Below are 19,388 nucleotides of genomic sequence, written 5' to 3'. Positions count from 1 at the left end.
CGCCTACTCGACCGTTACCAGCTCCGGCTGCGACACGGCCGCGTGCCCACCGAGCAGCTTGCGATACACGGCCAGATTGCCGGCCACCATGGCCGCCACCGAGAAACGCCGCTGCACCAGCGCCCGGCCCAGCTCGCCCATCCGTACCGCCTGCCCCGGCTCGTCCAGCACGCGCGCCATGGCCGCCGCCAGCGCCGCGACGTCGCCGGGCGGCACCAGATGACCGTTTTCCTGCACCACTTCCGGCATGCCGCCGGCGTCACTGGCGACGATCGGCACGCCGCAGGCGGCCGCCTGCAGCAGCGACACACCCAGACCCTCCCGCTCGGCCGGGTGCACCAGCAGGTCCAGGCACGGCAACAGGCGCGGCAGGTCGTCGCGAAAGCCCATCATCCGCACCCGGTCGGCCAGACCCTGCGCGGCGATGTCGGCCTGCAACTGCGCCTGCAGCGGACCGCGGCCCAGCAGCAGCACCTGCGCCGCCGGATGGCGCGCCAGCAACGCCGGCAAGGCCGCCAGCAGAAAGCGGTGGCCCTTGCGTGGAATCAGCTGCGCCACCATGCCGATCACCGGCTGCTGCGGCGCGATGCCGGTTTCCGCCGCCAGCCAGGCGCGATCGCGCTGCGGCCGGTAGACGTCGGTATCGACGGCGCTGGGCACGCAGGAGATCTTGGCCGCCGGCACGCCATCGGCGCGCAGTACCGCGGCAATGCCCTGCGAGATGGCGACCACGTGATCGAACAGCGCGTACTTCGGCGGCACCAGCGCGCGCAGCTCGCGGTTGTCCACGCGCCGGGTCAGCAGCACCGGCAGGCCGGCCAGGCGCCCGGCGATGCCGCCCAGCAGATCGGCGCCGCGCCGGCTGTGCAGGTGCAGCAGGTCCGGCCGCTCGCGCCGCAGCAGGCGCCACAGACGCCCGACCAGCGCCAGGTCGAGGTCGCCGCGGGTGTCGCAGGCGTACACCTTCGCCACGCCCTGCGCCGCCTGCGCCAGCGGACTGCGCCGGTCGCACAGCAGCACGTTCCGGTGCCCCAGGCCCGCCAGGCCCTGCATCAGGTACTGCACCTGCAGGGCGCCACCGTACAGGTGGCAGCCGGTTTCGACGTGAAAAATCTTCATCGGATGGCGGCCTCCGCCGGGATGGAACGCAGCACTTCGTCGACACCGATGCTGGTCAGGCACGGATGGGCGCCGCCGCAGCTGGGCGATCGTTTGCAGGGGGAACAGGACAGGCCGTGGTAGAGCACGGTCAGCGGGCGACCGGGGGCGCTCAGGTACGGGCAGGTCGAGCCGAACAGCGCCAGCGTCGGCACCCCGGCGGCGACGCCCATGTGGGTCAAACCCGTATCGACACCCACCACCAGGCGCGCGCCGGCCACCAGCGCGGCGGCGGCGGCGATGTCGGTGCGGCCGGCCAGGTTGCGCACCGCGCCACCGCTGGCGGTCTCGATGCGCTGCCCGGCGTCCACCTCACCCGGCCCGCCCAGCAGCAGTGGCATCAGGCCCCGCTCGTCATGGAGTCGACGTCCCAACTCGCTCCAGGCGCCTTGCGTCCAGTGCTTTTGCGGGCGGGTGGTGAACGGCGCCAGGACGGCGTAGTCACCGGCCACGCCAGCCGCCGTCAGCAGCGCCTGCGCCGCCTCCCGGCCAGGTGCGGTCAGCGGCAGGGCCGGTGCCGGCTCCGCCAGACCAAGCTCGGCGGCGAGATAGCCGTATTCGGCGGCAAAGGTCTTGTCGTTCGGCGTGCGCAGCGCCCGGGTCAGCAGCAGGCGGCTGCCCTCGGCCGGGTCCACGCCAAGCCGCTGCCGGGCGCCACACGCGCGCACCCACAGCGCGCTCTTGAGCAGGCCCTGGGCGTCGATGGCCAGATCGAAACGCCGCGCCCGCAGCCCGCCCACGAAGCGCCGCACCGCGCCCAGCCAGTCGCCATAGCGACCGGCCTGCCGCAGCTGCCGCCACTGGCGGCGTGGCCACACCAGCACCTCGTCGAGCGCCGGATTGGCGGCCGGCAGCGCCTCGAAGCCTTCCTGCACCAGCCAGGCGATGTGCGCCGCCGGATAGCGGGCGCGCAGCGCGCCCGGCAGCCCGCCGGCCATGACGATGTCGCCCAGCGCCGACAGACGCACGATCAGGATGCGCATGCCACAACCCCGCGCCGTGGTAGGTCCAGGCGCAGGCCCAGGCCCAGCGCGATGCCGCCCAGCAACGCCGCGTAAAAGCGGAAATCCTGCGTCAGCAAACGAAAATCGAAGGCGCTCCAGATCAGCGTCAGCGCCAACGCACCGGCCAGAAACAGGCCCAGTTCCACCGGCACCGCCCCACTGCGAACTTGGCGACGCAATCCGGCCGCAAGACCGGCGATCACCGCCGCGAACGCGGCCAGGCCAAGTGCGCCAAAGCGCACCAGCAGCTCCAGGTAGGTGTTGTGCAGATGCGCCATGGAGTGCAAAACCGGATCGCCCGCCGCGGCGATGACTCCATCACCGGCATTCGGACCGAGCCCGGTGAGCGGCCGCTCCCGCCAACGCTCGAAACCGAGCCCGAACAAGCGCAGGCGCAGGCCGACCGAGTCCTGTGGCAGCGCGTCGAAGGTCGGGCCGACATCCTGCACCTGCGCCATGTCGGCCAAGGCCTGGTACGCCGCGCTGTCGTCACCCAGTCGGCGCGCCACCGACTCGCCACCCAGCAGGAATCCACCGACCAGCAGCACGCCCAGGGCCGCGAACGCCGGGCGTGGCAGGCGCCGCCGGCGCAGCATCAGGCCCGCACACACCGGCATTACCAGCGCCAAGGCCAGCCAGGCACCGCGCGAGCGGCACAGCAACAAGCCCATGCCCAGCAGCGCCGCGGCGGCGGTCATCGCCACCAGCGCGGCGCGGCGCTGACCTGCTGCCAGCAAGGCCTCGATGAACGCCGGCGCCAGCAGCAACAGCCCCAGCAACGCGGTCGCGGCATACAGACCAAAGGCGATCATCGGCAGCCCGAAGCCGAGCCGCGTCACGCCGTCGGTGAGTGCCTGCGCCAGTTCGGCCCAGTGCGTGTTCAGGGCCATGCACAGCAGCAGACCGGTGCCGGCGAGCAGCAGCGCCCGGCGCGCGCGACCGAGCTGCCCCGCCACCGCCAGCCCGACCGGCAGCACCAGGCCGAACTTGGCAAGGTCTTGCAGGACATCGACATCGCCCGACGACAGACCGCGGGCGAGCGCGAAGCCGGTGCTGTGCAGGATCAAATAAGCCACCAGCACCAGCAGCGGCAGCCACGCCGGGTGGCAGCGCAGCATTGCCAGGGCGCCGCGCGGCCGACACAGTGCAGCCAGCGCCGTCAGCACCAGGCCGACATTGGCGGCGGCCGGGGCCGCGAAGGCGCCCAGGGCAAACAAGTAAAGGCCGGTGACAGCGATGCGATCCACGCCGCGCAGGCTAGAACCGCGGCGCGACAGAACCGCGACCGAACCGTGACGTTTCGGTTACAGACGACAACTGCAACCAAACCGTCACCATTCATCCGTCATAGTCGTTCGGATGATCGATCCCGCCCCTCGCCGGCCGCGCCTGGCCCTGTACGGTTTCCATCGCGGCGCCAACGGCATCGGCCGGGTCATGTGCAATCTGGCCAATGCAGTCGCCGCGCAGGACGTGGCGGTGGATGTCCTGGTGAGTCAGGCCGACAGCGCCGATCTGCGGCTGCTCGACCCGGCGGTGCGGGTGATCGAACTGGGCGCCCGGCGCGGTCGCACGGCGGTGGCGAGGCTGGCCGATTACCTCGCCCGCGAGCGACCGGCCACACTTCTGAGCAACCGCGAGTGGGCCAACCGCCTGGCGCTGCGCGCCCGTCGCCGCGCCGGCGTGCCGGTGCGGCTGGCGTTTCGGGTCGGCAGCCCAATGTCCGCCTCGCTGGCCCGGCGGCCGTGGCCGAACCGCCTGTGGCACCATCGGCGGCTGCGGCGCGCTTACCGGGCGGCGGAGCACGTGATCGCCATCTCCGCCGGCGTGGCCGATGACGTGCGGGCGGTCATCGGGCCGATGACCGGGCGCCTCGCCGTGCTGCCCAACCCCAGCGTGCCGAGCGACATTGACCGGCAGGCAACGCAGGCGGTCGCGCACCCGTGGGTCGCGCACGCCGACCGGCCGCTGCTGCTGGCCGCCGGGCGGCTGGTGGCGGCCAAGGACTTCGCCCTGCTGCTGCGCGCCTTCGCCCGCCTGCGACGCGAACGCACGGCGCGGCTGGTGATCATCGGCGAGGGACCGCTGCGCCCGGCGCTGCTGGCCCTGGCCGCTGAACTGGGCGTGGCCGACGATCTGGACCTGCCGGGCTTCGTGGCCAATCCGGCCGCCTGGATGGCCAAAGCCTCGCTGTTCGTCGTCTCCTCGGCCTACGAGGGCGGCCCCAACGTGCTGATCGAGGCGCTGGCCTGCGGCACGCCGGCGGTCAGCACCGACTGCCCGCACGGGCCGCGGGAAATTCTGGACAACGGCCGCTGGGGCGCACTGGTGCCGCCCGGCGACGCGGTCGCCCTGGCCGCGGCCATGGCCACCACGCTGGATGCGCCGCTGCCGGCGGCAACCCTGCGTGAGGCGATGGCTCCTTACCGGGCCGATGTGGCGGCGCGCGCCTATCTGCGGGCGCTCGGGCTCGCGCCGTGAGCCTGCCGCCGCCGGACCTGGCCGTGCTGCTGGCCACCTCCGGCCACAGCGGCGTGGACCGGGTGATGGGCAACCTGCTCGCCGCCTGGGGCGAGGCCGGGCTGCGCATCGACCTGCTCGGCATCCGCGGCCATGGTCCGCACATCGCCCCCCTGCCGCCCGGCGTACGGCGCGTGCCGCTGCCGGCCCGTCACGTGAACACCGCCCTGCCGGCGCTGCTGCGCTACCTGCGCCGCGTGCGCCCGCCGCTGCTGCTCACCGACAAGGACCGCGTCAACCGCCTGGCGCTGCTGGCGGCCGCACTGACCGGCCGCCGCACGCCGGTGGCGGTGCGCCTGGGCACCACGGTGTCGGTGAACCTGGCCGGCCGCGGCGCCGTCGAGCGGCAGCTGCAGCGCCTGTCGATGCGGTACCTGTACCGGCGCGCGGCGGCCGTGCTGGTGCCCTCGCAGGGCGCGGCGGATGATCTGGCCGCGTTTGCCGGTCTGCCGCGCGAGCGCATCCGCGTGGTGCCGAGCCCGGTGCTGACCGACGATCTGGCGGCGCGCATGGCGCAGCCGCCGCAGGGCGTGGACTGGCCCGCGGATGGCCCGCCGACCGTGCTTGGCATCGGCGAGTTGTGCGCGCGCAAGGATTTCGAAACCCTGATCCGGGCCTTCGCCGAGTTGCGCGCGCTGCGACCGTGCCGGCTGGTGATCCTCGGCGAGGGCCGCCAGCGGACCCGGCTCGAAGCGCTGGTGGCGCAGCTTGGCCTCGGCGGCCAGGTGCAGCTGCCGGGCTTCGTCGCCAACCCCTATCCGCACCTGGCGCGCGCGGCGCTGTTCGTGCTGGCCTCGCGCTGCGAGGGCATGCCGGTGGCGCTGATCGAGGCGCTCGCCTGCGGCACGCCGGCGGTCAGCACCAACTGCCCGAGCGGTCCGCGCGAACTGCTGCAAGACGGGCAAATCGGCCCGCTGGTGCCGGTGGGCGATGTCGGCGCCTTGACCGGCGCCATGGCCGCCACGCTCGCCGCCCCGCCACCGCGGGCGCTGCTGCAAGGCGCGGCGGCGCCCTACGCGGCGCGGCGCGCCGCCGGCGCCTATCTGGCGGCGCTCGGCCGGCCGCTGCCGGCGGCGCTGGCTTGATCGCCTTGGCATGAAGGCTTTGTCATGAACACCGGCCGGGTCGCCCTGTTTGCGTCCTTCTCCGGCGCCGGCGGCGTCGAGCGCATGCTGCTGAACCTGGCCGCCGGCATCCGCGACGCCGGCTACGGCGTGGACCTGCTGACCATCCGCCGCGACAGCCGCCACCTGACCGCGCTGCCGGCGGGCGTGCGCCACCTGCCGCTGCCGGGCGGCCATGCCTGGGCGGCCGTGCCGGCGCTGGCCCGCTACCTGCGCCGCGAACCCCCGGCGGCGCTGCTGGCGGCCAAGGACCGCGCCAACCGCGCCGCCGTGCTGGCACGCGCGCTGGCCGGCCGATCGATGCCGCTGGGCCTGCGCCTGGGCACGCACCTGGGCGGCGTGCGCGGTGCGCGACGCACGGTCGGCGATCGGCTGCGCGGCGCGCTGTACCGGCGCGCCGAGGCGGTGATCGTCGTATCGCAGGCGATGGCCGACGACCTCATCCCGCGTTTCGGCCTCTCCCCGCAGCGGGTGCGGGTGATCCGCAACCCAGTGCTGACGCCCGGGCTCGCCGCCCAGGCGCAGGCGCCCTGCCCGCATCCGTGGCTGGAGCAGGACACGCCGGTCATCGTCGGCATGGGCCGCTTCACCAGCCAGAAGGACTTCCCCACCCTGCTGCGCGCCTTCGCCGGCCTGCGCGCCAAGCGGCCGGCGCGCCTGGTGCTGCTCGGCGAAGGCGCCGGACAGGCGGAGTGCGCCGCGCTCGCCGCGTCGCTCGGCGTGGCCGATGACCTGCTGCTGCCGGGCTTCGTCGCCAATCCCCATGCCTGGCTGGCTCGGGCGCGCCTGTTCGTGCTCAGCTCGCGCTGGGAAGGCTCGCCCAATGCGCTCGCCGAGGCGCTGGCGCTGGGCGTGCCCAGCGTGGCGACCGACTGCCTGTCCGGTCCGCGCGAGCTGCTGGCCGATGGCCGCTACGGGCCGCTGGTGCCGGTCGGCGATGCGCCTGCCCTGAGCGCGGCGATGGCCGCCACGCTGGCGGCGCCGCTGCCGGCGGCCACGCTGCGCCAGGCGGTGCAGGACTACCGGCAGGATGTGGCCGCCGCCGCGTACCTGCAGGCCCTCGGCCTGCCGCCACGGTGCTGACCCGGAGGGCCTGACCCATGCTGCTGTGCTACCGACACCGATTCTTGTTCATCCACATCGCCAAGACAGGCGGCACCAGCGTGCGCGCGGCGCTGGCGCCGTACCGGCGGCGCGATCCCTGGCGGGCGCTGCTGTGGGCCTGCAGCCGCATGAGCGCGCTGTCCGGCCACACGCTGGGCATCAAGTTCCCGCGCCACGCGCCGGCCATCGCGGCGCGCGAAATGCTGCCGCGCGAGTTCTACGACGGCCTGTTCAAGTTCGCCTTCGTGCGCAACCCGTGGGACCTGCAGGTCAGCTCCTGGCACCACCTGCGCCGCGAGCGCCCGCAGTTGGTGGCCGGCTGCGCCGACTTCGCCGATTTCCTGCGCTACAAGCTGGACCCGCAGCGGCCCTGGCAGTACCACCTCGACACCTCGATCACGCCGCAGGCCGATTACGTCACCGACCAGCACGGCCAGCTGATCGTGGACTTCATCGGCCGCTACGAGCGCCTGGAGCAGGACTTCGCGCACGTGTGCCAGCGCATCGGCGTCCATCCGCCGCCGCTGCCACACCGGCGTCAGGCGCGCGAGCGCAGCGACTACCGGCGCTACTACACGGAGGAAACGGCCCGGTGGGTGGCCGCGCATTTCGCCGCCGACATCGCCCGCTTCGGCTATGCCTTCGACGACCCGGCCGCGCTTGTCGGTGCCAAGCGGCCGGCTTAGAGTGCGCCAGACCGCCGCACCCGAAGGAGAAACAACCATGAACGCCCCCAGCACCCTGCCCGCCCTGCCCTTTGCCTGGCCTGCCGAAGGCCTGCGCCGCGTGCCCTACGCGGTGTTCACCGACCCGGCCATCTACGCCCTGGAGCAGGAGCGCATCTTCCGCGGCCCGACCTGGAACTACGTCGCGCTGGAAGCCGAATTGCCCAATGCTGGCGACTACGTGTCCACCTTCATCGGCGACACGCCGGTGGTGGTCACGCGCGATGACACCGGCGCCCTGCACGCCTGGGTCAACCGCTGCGCCCACCGCGGCGCGCTGGTGTGCCGGGACCTGCGCGGCAACACGCCGACCCACACCTGCGTGTATCACCAGTGGGCCTACGACGCCGCCGGCGGCCTGATCGGCGTGCCGTTTCGCAAGGGCCTGGGCGGCAAGGGCGGCTACCCGGCCGATTTCGACATGCGTCAGCACGGCCTGCAGCGCCTGCGCGTGGCCAGCCGGCGCGGCGTGGTGTTCGCGAGCTTCGCCGAGCACGGCCCGGACTTCGAGACGTATCTTGGCGACACCATGCTGGCCAACATCGACCGGGTAATGACCAAACCGATCGAAATCCTGGGCTACAGCCGCCAGTACGTGCACGCCAACTGGAAGCTGTACGCCGAGAACACGCGCGACTCCTACCACGCCATGCTGCTGCACCTGTTCTATCCCACCTTCGGCATCGCCCGCCCGGCGCAAAAGGTGTCCATCGAAATGAACGAGGCGCGCTACCACAACCTGTTCACGGTCTGGCAGCCGTCCGGCAAGGAGAACATGGACACCTACAAGCAGAACACCACGCGCACCATCCAGGGCGGCCAGGACGCCCTGGAAGCCCCGCAGTTCCTGCGCTACATCAACGAGCGCGGCGACGACATCTGCATCACCATCGAGTCCCTGTTCCCCAACAGCGTGTTCCAGCACATCCAGAACGGCATGGCCGTGCGCCAGATCCGCCCCACCGCCGTGGACCAGTTCGAGCTGTTCTGGACCTACTTCGGCTACACCGACGACACGCCGGAACTGCGCCAGCACCGCCTGCGCCAGGCCAACATGCTGGGCCCGGCCGGACTGATCGCCATGGAAGACGCCGAAGCCGGCGAGATCATCCAGCGCTCGGTATCGGACGGCAGCAACCAGCAGTCCTTCGTCGAAATGGGCGGCTCGGGCACCGAAAACCTGTACGACATCAGCGGCACCGACGAGAACTCCATCCGCGGCTTCTGGCAGGGCTACCGCGACCTCATGGGCTTCTGAACGCATGCGGCATTGCAGCCACTGCGGCGGGCCGGTCGAGCTGCGCGTCCCGCCCGGCGACAACCGCCAGCGCCACGTGTGCCCGGCCTGCGACACCGTCCACTACCAGAACCCGCGCCTGATCGTGGGCTGCATCCCGCAGTGGCAAGGCCAGATCCTGCTGTGCCGGCGCGCCATAGAACCCGCCTACGGGCGCTGGACCCTGCCGGCCGGCTTCCTGGAACTGGGCGAAGGCACGGCCGAAGGCGCTGCCCGCGAGGCGGCTGAGGAAGCCTGCATCGAGGTCGACATCGGCCCCCTGTTCAGCATGATCGACGTGCCACACATCGGCCAGGTGCACATGCTGTACCTGGCCGACCTGCGCGAACCGCGCTGGGCGGCCGGCGAGGAAAGCCTGGAAGTGGCCCTGTTCGCCGAAGAAAACATCCCCTGGCAGGAGCTGTCATTCCGCAGCGTACGCGAAGCCCTGCAGCACTACTTCGACGACCGGCGCCGCGGCGCGTTTGGCCTGCACATGAACGTGCTCGGGCCACCGCCGGGGTAAGACCCCGCCAAGGCGATCACCGCCAAGGAGCCCGGCTGCGCCGGGCGATCATCGGGCCTGCGCACCGCGCACGGGCAGGTCGCGCAGCAAAGCTGCGCACAAGGCCTTTGCGTCGCGGGCACCGAAAAATCCAGGATGGACTCATTCAGCGCCGCCAAGCAGAACGGGCGTTCACGCTGCGGCCATCTGACTTGGATCAACGCCGGCCTTTTGCGGTGCAGCACAATGGCGCGTATCCGATTCGAACCACATAGGTGAGGCCATGCAGGCAGGCGCAAGCAGCGCAGTCGAATACAACGACAAGGTCGTGCGGCAATTCGCCGTGATGACCGTGGTGTGGGGCGTGGTCGGCATGCTGGTGGGGGTGCTCATCGCCGCCGAGCTGATCTGGCCGGACCTCAACATGGGCCTGCCTTACCTCAGCTATGGCCGGCTGCGCCCGCTGCACACCAACGCGGTGATCTTCGCCTTCGGCGGCTCGGCGCTGTTTGCCACCAGTTATTACGTGGTGCAACGCACCTGTGGCGTGCGACTGGCGTTCGAGCGCCTGGCGGCATTCACCTTCTGGGGCTGGCAGGCGGTGATCGTGGCGGCCGCCGTGACGCTGCCGCTGGGCATCACCACGAGCAAGGAATACGCCGAGCTGGAGTGGCCGATCGACATCCTGATCACGCTGGTGTGGGTCAGTTACGCGGTGGTGTTCTTCGGCACCATCGCGCGCCGGCGCATCCGCCACATCTACGTCGCCAACTGGTTCTACGGCGCCTACATCCTGACCATCGCCGTGCTGCACGTGATCAACAGCCTGGAAATCCCGGCCGGACTGACCAAGTCCTACCCCATCTACAGCGGCGCCGTGGATGCCATGGTGCAGTGGTGGTACGGCCACAACGCGGTCGGCTTTTTCCTGACCGCCGGCTTTCTGGGGATGATGTATTACTTCGTGCCCAAGCAGGCGCAGCGGCCGGTGTACTCGTACCGGCTGTCGGTGGTGCACTTCTGGGCGCTGATCTCCACCTACATGTGGGCCGGCCCGCACCACCTGCACTATTCCGCGCTGCCGGAGTGGGCGCAGTCGCTGGGCATGGCGTTCTCGCTGATCCTGCTGGCGCCCTCCTGGGGCGGCATGATCAACGGCGTCATGACCCTGTCCGGCGCCTGGGACAAGCTGCGCACCGACCCCATCCTGCGCTTCATGATCGTGGCCATCTCGTTCTACGGCATGTCGACCTTCGAGGGGCCGATGATGTCGATCAAGACCGTCAACGCCCTGTCACACAACACCGACTGGACCATCGGCCATGTGCACTCGGGCGGCATCGGCTGGGTTGCCTTCATCTCGCTGGGCGCCATGTACGCGCTGATCCCCAAGCTGTTCGGCAAGGAGCGGGTGTACAGCACGCGCCTGGTCGAATGGCACTTCTGGGTGGCCACCATCGGCGTGGTGCTGTACGTGGCCGCCATGTGGATCGCCGGGGTGATGCAGGGCCTGATGTGGCGGGCAGTCAATGCCGACGGCACGCTCACCTACAGCTTCGTCGAGGCGCTGGCGGCCACCAAGCCGTACTACCTGGTGCGCTTCATGGGCGGCGCGATGGTGCTGTCGGGCATGTTCATCATGGTCTACAACCTGTGGCGCACGGTGCGACCGCCGGCATTGGCCGGCCAGCCCGCCACCGCTGCCGCCTGAGGAGCCACCGATGAACCACGAAGTCGTCGAAAAGAACGTCGGCCTGCTGGCGGTGCTGATTGCCGTCGTCATCAGCATCGGCGGGCTGGTGCAGATCGTGCCGCTGATGTTCAGCGCCAAGGTCACGCAGCCGATCCAGGGCGTCACGCCCTACCCGCCGCTGGCCCTGGCCGGGCGGGACGTGTACGTGCGCGAGGGCTGCTACCTGTGCCACACGCAGATGATCCGGCCGTTTCGCGCCGAAACCGAGCGCTACGGCCACTACTCGGTAGCCGGCGAGTTCGTCTATGACCGGCCGTTCCAGTGGGGCAGCAAGCGCACCGGGCCGGATCTGGCGCGGGTCGGTGGGCGCTACAGCGACGACTGGCACCGAGTACATCTGCGCAACCCGCGCGACGTGGTGCCCGAGTCGAACATGCCGGCCTTTGTCTGGCTGGAAAAGAAAGCCGTGGACGGCGCCACGGTGCAGCGCCACATGCAGGCGCTCAAACGCCTGGGCGATCCCTACACCGACGCCGACATCCAGGGCGCGCCGGCTGCCGTGGCCGGCAAGACCGAACTCGACGCCCTGATCGTCTACCTGCAGGGCCTGGGCAAGGCGCTGCCACCTGGAGCGGGCCGATGAGCGCCGCCGTGGCCTGGGGCCTGTTCACGGGCTTGGTGCTGGTGCTGTTCGTGGGCGGCGCGCTGTGGCTTTACACCCGGCCGCGCGACACCTTCGACGCCATGGCGCGCCTGCCACTGCAGGACGACGACAAACCGCTGCGCAAGGAGGATATGCGATGAGCAGCGCCTGGAGCTGGTATGTCACCGTGTTGTCGCTGGCCAACATCCTGGCCTGCCTGTGGCTGATCCGCTGGACGGCGAAAAAACGCCCCGGCGAGGCTGCCGCCTCCGACACCACCGGTCACGAGTGGGACGGCCTGAAGGAATACAACAACCCCATGCCGCGCTGGTGGCTGGGTCTGTTCTATATCACCATCGTGTTCGCGCTGGGCTATCTGCTGCTCTACCCGGGCCTTGGCAACTTCAAGGGCCTGCTCGGCTGGACCCAGGTCGGTGCCTACGAGGCCGAAGTCGCAGCGGTCGAGCGCGATGTAGCGCCGCTGTTCGCCAAATACGCCGCCCTGCCCATTCCCGAATTGGCCAAGGATCCGGCCGCCATGGCCACCGGCCGGCGCTTGTTCGTCACCAACTGCGCGGTCTGCCACGGCGCCGACGGCCACGGCAGCCGCGGCTTTCCGAACCTGGCCGACAACATCTGGCACTGGGGCGGCAGCCCGGAGCAGATCGAGCAGACCATCACCCAGGGCCGCATGGCCATGATGATGCCGTGGGGCGCGACACTGGGCGAGGATGGGGTGAAGGCCGTCGCCGCCTATGTACGCAGCCTCGGCGGTCACGCGGGCGACCCGGCACTGATCGCGGCCGGCCAGGAGAAATACCAGACCTTCTGCATCGCCTGCCATGGGCCCGAGGGCAAGGGCAATCCCATGCTCGGCGCACCGGATCTCACGGACGATTACTGGCTGTACGGCGGCAGCGAGCAGATCATCCAGACCAGCATCCGCGACGGTCGCCAGGGCGTGATGCCGGCCCAGAAAGACCTGCTCGGCGCCGAGCGCATCCACGTGCTGGCGGCCTACGTCTATAGCCTGTCGCATGAACAGCCCTGACCAGAACTTCGTCGTCGACGCCGAGCACCTGCGCCCGCACGGCTGGCTGCACCGGCTGGGCGCCGTGCTGTGGCCGTCGTTCCTGACCGCGGCAGTGGCGACCGCGGTGTTCTTTGCCAATGTCGATCCGGAGGGCCTGCGCCTGGCGAGCTTTCCGGACTGGCAGATCAGCCGTGAAGTCGGCTACACGGTCGGCTTTTTCATGTTCTGGACGGTGACCGCCCTGTCGAGCTTCACCACCGTGGTGCTGCTCGAACCGCCCAAACAGAAGGTCAAATCGCCGCATGCCTGAACCCGCCGCCGCGGAAGCGTTCTACGCCTCCCGCCCCAAGGCTTACCCGCGCGAGATCGACGGCCGCTTCCAGCGCCTGCGCAAACTCGCCGTGCTGGCCCTGCTGGGGCTGTTCTATGGCCTGCCGTGGCTGTCCTGGGACGGCCGCCAGGCGGTGCTGTTCGACCTGCCGGCACGCCAGTTCCACGTCTTCGGCCTGCTGTTCCTGCCGCAGGATTTCTTTTTCCTGACCCTGCTGCTGATCTGCGCCGCGCTGACGCTGTTCTTTTTTACCGCCATGGCCGGCCGCCTGTGGTGCGGCTATGCCTGCCCGCAGACGGTGTGGACGGAGACCTTCCTGTGGATGGAGCGCTGGGTGGAGGGCGACCGCGCCCGGCGCATGAAGCTCGACAAGGGTCCGTGGACGACCGAGAAGGTCCTGCGCAAGACCGCCAAGCACACGCTGTGGATCGCCTTTTCCCTGTTCACCGGTTTTACCTTCGTCAGCTTCTTCACCCCGCGCACCGAGCTGTGGCAGGAACTGACGCAGTTCAACCTGGGCGGCTGGGAGCTGTTCTGGGGCCTGTTCTATGGCTTCGCCACCTACGGCAACGCCGGCTTCCTGCGCGAGAATGTGTGCATTTACATGTGTCCCTACGCGCGCTTCCAGAGCGCCATGTTCGACAAGGACACGCTGATCATCACCTACGACGAGAAGCGCGGCGAGCCACGCGGCGGCCGGCCGCGCGGCGTCGATCCGCGCCAGCGCGGCCTGGGCGACTGCGTGGACTGCACGCTGTGCGTGCAGGTCTGCCCGACCGGCATCGACATCCGCGATGGCCTGCAATACGAATGCATCGGCTGCGCCGCCTGCATCGATGCCTGCGACTCGGTCATGGACCGCGTCGGCTACCCGCGCGGCCTGATCCGCTATGCGACCGAAGCGGCCATCGAGGGCGGCAAGACGCACGTGCTGCGCCCGCGCATCGTCATCTACGGGCTGCTGCTGACTGCCCTGCTGGTGGGCCTTGGCACTGCCGTGGCGCTACGCACGCCGCTGAACGTGGACCTGATCGCCGACCGCGGCCGGCTGTACCGGGAGGTCGGCGACGACCAGATCGAGAACGTCTACACGCTCAAGGTGGTCAACAAATCCGCCGTCAGCCAGCGCTACCGGGCAGCCATCGCCGGCCTGCCGGGAGCGGTGATCGAGACCGATCCGCCAGAATTCGAACTGCCGCCCGGCGGCGTGGCCGTGGTGCCGACCCGCATCCGCGTACCCGAGGACGCCATCCACCGGCGGGTGAGCACGCTCACCCTGACGGTGACGGGTGCCAGCGGCGTATCGGCCCAGCATGAGGTGCGCTTCCTGGGGCCGGTGGAAGATGACTGAGCGCCCGGCTGCCAGCGCGATCGGACCGACGCCCTGGTACCGCAACCGCTGGTTCTGGCTGGTGGCAGCCCCACCCATCGCGGCCGTCATCGGTGGCCTGCTGACGGTGGCGATCGCCGTGCGCAACGCCGATTCGCTGGTGGTCGACGATTACGCCCGCATCGGCCGCGCCTTCGACCTCGACCAGTCACGCGACCGGCGGGCCCTTGCGCTGGGTGTCACGGCCACGCTGCGGGTCGATGCCCCCAGCGGTACGGTGGAACTGAGCATCCGCGGCGTACCGGCGCAGGCCGTCGAACTGAGGCTCATTCACCCGACCGACGCCACCGGCGACCGGCAAATCCGCCTCACTCCCGGAGACGATGACCGCTACACCGGCAATCTGGGCCGGCTCGATGCGATCCGCCATCACGTGGAAATCGCATCGCCGGATCAAGGCTGGCGCCTGCGCGGCGAGCTGCCGGCAAACGCCGGCGAGCTGCAACTGGCGCCGCGGTGAGCCTCGCCTGCTTTCACTGCAGCGAGCCGGTGCCGCCGGGCCTGGATTTGACCGTCACCGTCGATGGCGCGCCGCGACCGGTGTGCTGCCCTGGCTGCCGGGCCGTGGCGCAGCTGATCCTGAGCAGCGGCCATGCCGACTACTACCGCTTTCGCACCGCCCCGGCGCTGCGCCCCGCCGAGCCCGCTGCTGCCGACGCATGGACCGCCTTCGACCGCCCGCAGGCGCAGGCCACCTTCGTGCATCAGGTCTCGGCCGAGCGCGCCGAGGCCGGCTTCGTGGTCGAGGGCCTGCGCTGCGCGGCCTGTGCTTGGCTGATCGAAAGCCAGCTCATGCGCCTGCCGGGCGTCTGCGAGGTGCGCGTGAGCCCCGCCACCGGCCGCGTGCAGCTCGCCTGGCGCCCGGCCGAGCTCAAGTTGTCCGAACTGCTGGGGACGCTGGCCGCGCTCGGCTACCGGCCGCACCCCATTGCCGCCGACGCCCGCGCCGCCGCCACGCGCGAGCGCCACAGCGCGCTCAAGCGGCTGCTGGTGGCCGGCCTTGGCATGATGCAGGTGTCGAGCTTCGCCTTCGCCTTTTACCTGGCCGGCGACACGCTGGAGCCGGCCATGCGCGACTTCCTGCGCCTGATCAGCATGCTGGTGGCGCTGCCGGTGCTGCTGTATGCCGGCACGCCGTTCTTTCTGGGTGCCTGGCGCGGCCTGCGCCACGGCCGGCCGGGCATGGACCTGCCGGTGGCGATTGCGCTCACCCTGGCCGGCGGCGCCAGCGTTTGGATCACCCTGACGGGCGGCGCCGAGGTGTACTTCGACTCGGTGGTCATGTTCGTGTTCTTCCTGTCGGTGAGCCGCTGGTTCGAGGCCGACGCCCGCGGCCGCGTGCGCAGCGTCGGCGAGGCACTGGCGGCCATGCTGCCGGCCAGCGTGCTGCGCCTGGGCGCCGACGGTCCGACGCCGGTGGCGGTGAGCGAACTGGCGCCCGGCGACCGGGTGCTGGTCGGCAGCGGCGAGGTGATCCCGGCCGACGGGCTGCTGCTCGAAGGCGCCACGCAGGTCGATGAGGCTCTGCTGACCGGCGAGTCCGAGCCGCGGCGGCGCACGGCCGGCGAGGCGTTGATCGGCGGCAGCGTCAACCTCGGGCCACCGGTGACGGTGGAACTGCAGCGCGTCGGCACGGCCACGCAGGTGTCGCAGATCGCCCGCCTGCTGCAGCGCGCACAGGCCGACCGGCCGCCGCTGGCGCTGCTCGCCGACCGTTTGGCGAGCGGCTTCATCGGGCTGGTTTTGCTGGCGGCTGCGGCAACCGGCCAGTACTGGTGGCAGGTCGAACCGACGCGCTGGCTGGCCAACACGCTGGCGGTACTGGTGGTGTCCTGCCCCTGCGCGCTGGCGCTGGCCACGCCTACGGCCTTCGCTGCCGCCGCTGCCGGCCTGGCGCGGCGCGGCTTGCTGGTCACCCGCGGCGCGGCGCTCGAAAACCTGACGCGCGTGCGCAGCGTGCTGCTCGACAAGACCGGCACACTCACCGCCGGCCGGCCGCAAATCGCCGCCAGCCGCAGCCTGGACGGCACGCCGATCGAGCAGCACCTGGCCGTCGCCGCGGCGCTGGAAGTCGGTTCGAGCCATCCCTACGCGTGCGCCTTTCTGCCCCACGCCGGCGGGCTCACCGCCGCGCAGGTGGAGCCGGTGACGGCCGGCGGCGTGCGTGGCCAGGTGGACGGCCGGACCTGGCACCTGGGCACGCCCGAGTTCGCCGGTGGCCCGGGACAGACAGCCGCCGTCGACGCGCTGGAACGCGAGCACGGCGCCGGCAGTTGGGTGGGTCTGGGCGACGGCCAGCGGCTGGTGGCGCTGTTCCTGCTCAGCGATCCGCTGCGCACCGACGCGGCCGACACACTGGCTGCGCTCGCCCGGCGCGGGCTGGCGCCGGCCATTTCGAGCGGCGATGCCGCGCCCGCCGTGGCGGCCGTGGCCGGGCGCCTTGGCGTGCGCGACTGGCAGGCGCGCCAGACGCCGCAGCAGAAACTGGCCGCCATCCGCGCCCGCCAGCAGCGCGGCGAGGTGGTGCTGATGGTCGGCGACGGTGTCAACGACGCGCCGATACTGGCCGGCGCGGACGTATCGGTGGCGCTGGCCAGCGGCGCCGCGCTGGCGCACTCGCAAGCCGATCTGCTGCTGCTGGGCGAGCGTCTGGCACCACTGCTGGACGGCATCGACACCGCCCGGCGCACGCTGGCCGTGGTGCGCCAGAACCTCGCCTGGGCGGCGGTCTACAACCTGCTCGCCATCCCGCTGGCGGCCGCCGGCCTGGTGCCGCCCTGGCTGGCGGCGCTTGGCATGTCCGCCAGTTCGGCACTGGTGGTCGGCAACAGCCTGCGCCTGCTGCGCTCACCGCGCGCAAACACGCTCGCACAGGCCGAGCCCCGGCTGGCCTAGCCGCGCCCGATGGAAAGCCTGTTCTTCCTGGTTCCGGTTACCCTGCTGCTGGTGGGCATCGCCGTGGCGGTGTTCTTCTGGGCCATGCGCAGCGGCCAGTTCGATGATCTGGACAGCCCGGCGTGGCGCATCCTGCACGACGACGAGACCCAGCCACCCCGATCCGGGCCACCGAACGATGATCAGCCCCGGCCCTGAACTCGGTTTCGCCGCGGCGCTGCTGGCGGGTCTGGCCGGCAGCGGCCACTGCCTGGCCATGTGCGGCGGCATCAGCGCCGCACTGGCCGGCGCCGGCCGCGGACCGGCGCCGCTGACCGCCCTGCTGCTGAGCACCGGCCGGGTGCTGAGCTACAGCCTGGCCGGCGCGCTGGCCGGCGGCGGCGGCGCGCTGCTCGGCCGGGGCCTGGACCTGCTGCGGCTGGGACTGGCCCTGCGGATCGTGTTCGGCGCGCTGCTGGTGGCGGTGGGTCTGACGCTCGCCCTGCGCTGGCGCGGCCTGCTGCGAATCGAAGCCCTGGGTGCCCGCCTGTGGACGCGCCTGACGCCGGCCCTAGGCGGCCTGCTGCCGCCGCGCGGACCGCTGGCGGCGCTGGCGGTCGGCGCGCTGTGGGGCTGGCTGCCATGCGGCCTGGTGTACAGCATGCTGGCCCTGGCGCTGGCCAGCGGCAGCCCGGGCAACGGCGCCCTGGTCATGGCCGGCTTCGGCCTTGGCACGCTGCCGGCGATCCTGCTGGCCGGCGGTACCGCAGCCGGGCTGCTGCGCCACCTGCGCGGCAGCCGTGGACGGCGCCTGAGCGGCGCCCTGCTGGTGGGCTTCGGCCTGTGGACGGTGCTCGGCGCCCTGCCCCATGCCGGCCATGTCCATCCGGATGGGCCGCCGCCGGCGCCACACACGACCGGTCACCACCACTAGAATCGAATCGGGAAGAAGGAGGCCGCAGCGGGCGGAACCCGCGCTGCCAGCCCGGGCTGGCCGGAGGCCTGCGTGATGAAGCTGCGTACCGTACTGCTGGACCTGGGCGGCGTGTTCTACGAGGGCACGCGCCTGCTACCCGGCGCGCAGCATGCCCTGGCCCGGCTGCGCGCCAGCGGCCTGGCGCTGCGTTTCGTCACCAACACCACGCGCCAGAGTCGCGCCGCGCTGCTGCTGGAACTGGCGCGCCTGGGCCTGGATGTGGCCACTGACGAGCTGCTGACCCCGGCCAGCGCTGCGCGCACGGTGCTGCTCGAACGCGGCCTGCGCCCGCTGCTGCTGATCCATCCTGGCCTCACACCGGACTTCGACGGGCTCGATCTGCACCAACCCAATGCCGTGGTGGTGGGCGATGCCGGGGATCACTTCAGCTACGCCGGCCTCAATCAGGCGTTTCGACTGCTGATGGCCGGCGCGCCGCTGCTGGCGTTGGGTCGCAACCGCTATTTCAAGGAAGCGGACGGACTGTCGCTGGACGCCGGACCGTTCGTCGCGGCGCTGGAATATGCGGCCGGGGTCAGCGCGGAACTGCTGGGCAAGCCGGCACCGGCCCTGTTCGCGGCAGCGCTGCGTCCGCTCGGCTGCAGCCCGGACGAGGCGGTCATGATCGGTGACGACGTCGAAGCCGACGTCAACGGCGCGCTCGCCGCCGGCCTCGGCGGCATCCTGGTGCGTACCGGCAAGTACCGGCCGGCGGACGACATGCGGCTGGCCGCGGGCGGCCGGCTGGCCGACGACATCGGCGCCGCCGTCGAAACCCTGTGCCTCGATCAAGGGAAGCGCTTACGTCTTGACGCTCCTCCTCCCCCTGGGGGAACGTTCTCCGGCTGATCCCCGGAGCGATGGCTGGACAGGCTGAGGAACCGCTGCGGTCTGTTGAACCTGTAATTCAGATAAGCCGCCGGCCATCACCCTGATCTTCAGTTCGAACAGTATCCGAGGCGGTGGCCCTGCGGCCTGAGCCTGCACAGGTAAGGTGGAACGGATCGGGCCAGGGGCGTGTTTTTGGGTTTT

The 19,388-nt window shown here is 71.0% G+C and carries 20 protein-coding genes; 17 read left to right on the top strand and 3 right to left on the bottom strand.

Annotated elements, in window-relative coordinates:
* Positions 1 to 3 precede the first annotated feature (3 nt).
* The 3 genes from H5U26_RS13490 to H5U26_RS13480 are packed head-to-tail and all read right to left on the bottom strand — an operon-like array spanning position 4 to position 3,409.
* A complete protein-coding gene (locus tag H5U26_RS13490; RefSeq protein ID WP_290620569.1) occupies positions 4 to 1,119 on the bottom strand; it encodes a glycosyltransferase in 1,116 nt (371 codons plus the stop codon).
* Entirely contained in the window at positions 1,116 to 2,141 is a 1,026-nt protein-coding gene (locus H5U26_RS13485) for a glycosyltransferase family 9 protein (RefSeq protein ID WP_290620567.1), read from the bottom strand. Before H5U26_RS13485 ends, H5U26_RS13490 begins: the two co-directional genes overlap by 4 nt.
* Positions 2,129 to 3,409 carry an O-antigen ligase family protein gene (locus H5U26_RS13480; protein ID WP_290620565.1) on the bottom strand — a complete coding sequence of 427 codons (1,281 nt, stop codon included), beginning with the start codon at positions 3,407 to 3,409 and terminating at the stop codon, positions 2,129 to 2,131. The genes H5U26_RS13485 and H5U26_RS13480 overlap by 13 nt, the downstream gene beginning before the upstream one ends.
* 112 nt (positions 3,410 to 3,521) lie before the next feature.
* Here H5U26_RS13480 and H5U26_RS13475 point away from each other — a divergent pair, with 112 nt between their 5' ends.
* From H5U26_RS13475 to H5U26_RS13395, 17 genes are all read left to right on the top strand, one after another.
* A complete protein-coding gene (locus H5U26_RS13475) occupies positions 3,522 to 4,643 on the top strand; it encodes a glycosyltransferase (RefSeq protein WP_290620563.1) in 1,122 nt (373 codons plus the stop codon).
* Entirely contained in the window at positions 4,640 to 5,767 is a 1,128-nt protein-coding gene (locus tag H5U26_RS13470) for a glycosyltransferase (protein ID WP_290620561.1), read from the top strand. Before H5U26_RS13475 ends, H5U26_RS13470 begins: the two co-directional genes overlap by 4 nt.
* Positions 5,768 to 5,791: 24 nt before the next feature.
* Entirely contained in the window at positions 5,792 to 6,889 is a 1,098-nt protein-coding gene (locus H5U26_RS13465; protein ID WP_290620559.1) for a glycosyltransferase, read from the top strand.
* A gap of 17 nt (positions 6,890 to 6,906) precedes the next feature.
* Entirely contained in the window at positions 6,907 to 7,596 is a 690-nt protein-coding gene (locus H5U26_RS13460; RefSeq protein ID WP_290620557.1) for a sulfotransferase family 2 domain-containing protein, read from the top strand.
* A gap of 37 nt (positions 7,597 to 7,633) precedes the next feature.
* Complete coding sequence (locus H5U26_RS13455) at positions 7,634 to 8,893, top strand: Rieske 2Fe-2S domain-containing protein (protein WP_290620555.1); 1,260 nt, start codon at positions 7,634 to 7,636, stop codon at positions 8,891 to 8,893.
* 4 nt (positions 8,894 to 8,897) lie between these two features.
* Positions 8,898 to 9,437: an NUDIX hydrolase gene (locus H5U26_RS13450; protein ID WP_290620553.1), complete on the top strand. Its 540-nt coding sequence runs from the start codon at positions 8,898 to 8,900 to the stop codon at positions 9,435 to 9,437.
* A 262-nt stretch (positions 9,438 to 9,699) separates the two neighbouring features.
* Positions 9,700 to 11,127, top strand: coding sequence for a cytochrome-c oxidase, cbb3-type subunit I (gene ccoN / locus H5U26_RS13445; protein ID WP_290620551.1), 1,428 nt, complete (start codon positions 9,700 to 9,702; stop codon positions 11,125 to 11,127).
* 10 nt (positions 11,128 to 11,137) lie between these two features.
* A complete protein-coding gene (gene ccoO, locus H5U26_RS13440) occupies positions 11,138 to 11,752 on the top strand; it encodes a cytochrome-c oxidase, cbb3-type subunit II (RefSeq protein WP_290620549.1) in 615 nt (204 codons plus the stop codon).
* Positions 11,749 to 11,913 (top strand): hypothetical protein, encoded by a 165-nt coding sequence (locus H5U26_RS13435; RefSeq protein WP_290620547.1) that lies wholly within the window; start codon positions 11,749 to 11,751, stop codon positions 11,911 to 11,913. Before ccoO ends, H5U26_RS13435 begins: the two co-directional genes overlap by 4 nt.
* Positions 11,910 to 12,803: a cytochrome-c oxidase, cbb3-type subunit III gene (gene ccoP, locus H5U26_RS13430; RefSeq protein WP_290620545.1), complete on the top strand. Its 894-nt coding sequence runs from the start codon at positions 11,910 to 11,912 to the stop codon at positions 12,801 to 12,803. The genes H5U26_RS13435 and ccoP overlap by 4 nt, the downstream gene beginning before the upstream one ends.
* Positions 12,790 to 13,095: a hypothetical protein gene (locus H5U26_RS13425; RefSeq protein ID WP_290620544.1), complete on the top strand. Its 306-nt coding sequence runs from the start codon at positions 12,790 to 12,792 to the stop codon at positions 13,093 to 13,095. Before ccoP ends, H5U26_RS13425 begins: the two co-directional genes overlap by 14 nt.
* Entirely contained in the window at positions 13,088 to 14,467 is a 1,380-nt protein-coding gene (gene ccoG, locus H5U26_RS13420; RefSeq protein WP_290620542.1) for a cytochrome c oxidase accessory protein CcoG, read from the top strand. The genes H5U26_RS13425 and ccoG overlap by 8 nt, the downstream gene beginning before the upstream one ends.
* A complete protein-coding gene (locus H5U26_RS13415) occupies positions 14,460 to 14,966 on the top strand; it encodes a FixH family protein (protein WP_290620540.1) in 507 nt (168 codons plus the stop codon). Before ccoG ends, H5U26_RS13415 begins: the two co-directional genes overlap by 8 nt.
* Positions 14,963 to 17,401, top strand: coding sequence for a heavy metal translocating P-type ATPase (locus H5U26_RS13410; RefSeq protein ID WP_290620538.1), 2,439 nt, complete (start codon positions 14,963 to 14,965; stop codon positions 17,399 to 17,401). Before H5U26_RS13415 ends, H5U26_RS13410 begins: the two co-directional genes overlap by 4 nt.
* A gap of 9 nt (positions 17,402 to 17,410) precedes the next feature.
* The gene (gene ccoS / locus H5U26_RS13405; RefSeq protein WP_290620535.1) at positions 17,411 to 17,599 is read left to right on the top strand and encodes a cbb3-type cytochrome oxidase assembly protein CcoS; all 189 of its coding nucleotides are present in this window, start codon (positions 17,411 to 17,413) and stop codon (positions 17,597 to 17,599) included.
* On the top strand, positions 17,580 to 18,314 hold the full coding sequence (locus tag H5U26_RS13400) for a sulfite exporter TauE/SafE family protein (RefSeq protein WP_290620533.1): 735 nt from the start codon (positions 17,580 to 17,582) through the stop codon (positions 18,312 to 18,314). Before ccoS ends, H5U26_RS13400 begins: the two co-directional genes overlap by 20 nt.
* Positions 18,315 to 18,389: 75 nt before the next feature.
* Positions 18,390 to 19,205 carry a TIGR01458 family HAD-type hydrolase gene (locus H5U26_RS13395; RefSeq protein WP_290620531.1) on the top strand — a complete coding sequence of 272 codons (816 nt, stop codon included), beginning with the start codon at positions 18,390 to 18,392 and terminating at the stop codon, positions 19,203 to 19,205.
* The last annotated feature ends 183 nt before the right edge of the window (positions 19,206 to 19,388 follow it).

This window comes from Immundisolibacter sp. (assembly GCF_014359565.1).
GTDB lineage: Bacteria > Pseudomonadota > Gammaproteobacteria > Immundisolibacterales > Immundisolibacteraceae > Immundisolibacter.
This window is presented reverse-complemented; position numbering and strand designations above follow the sequence as displayed.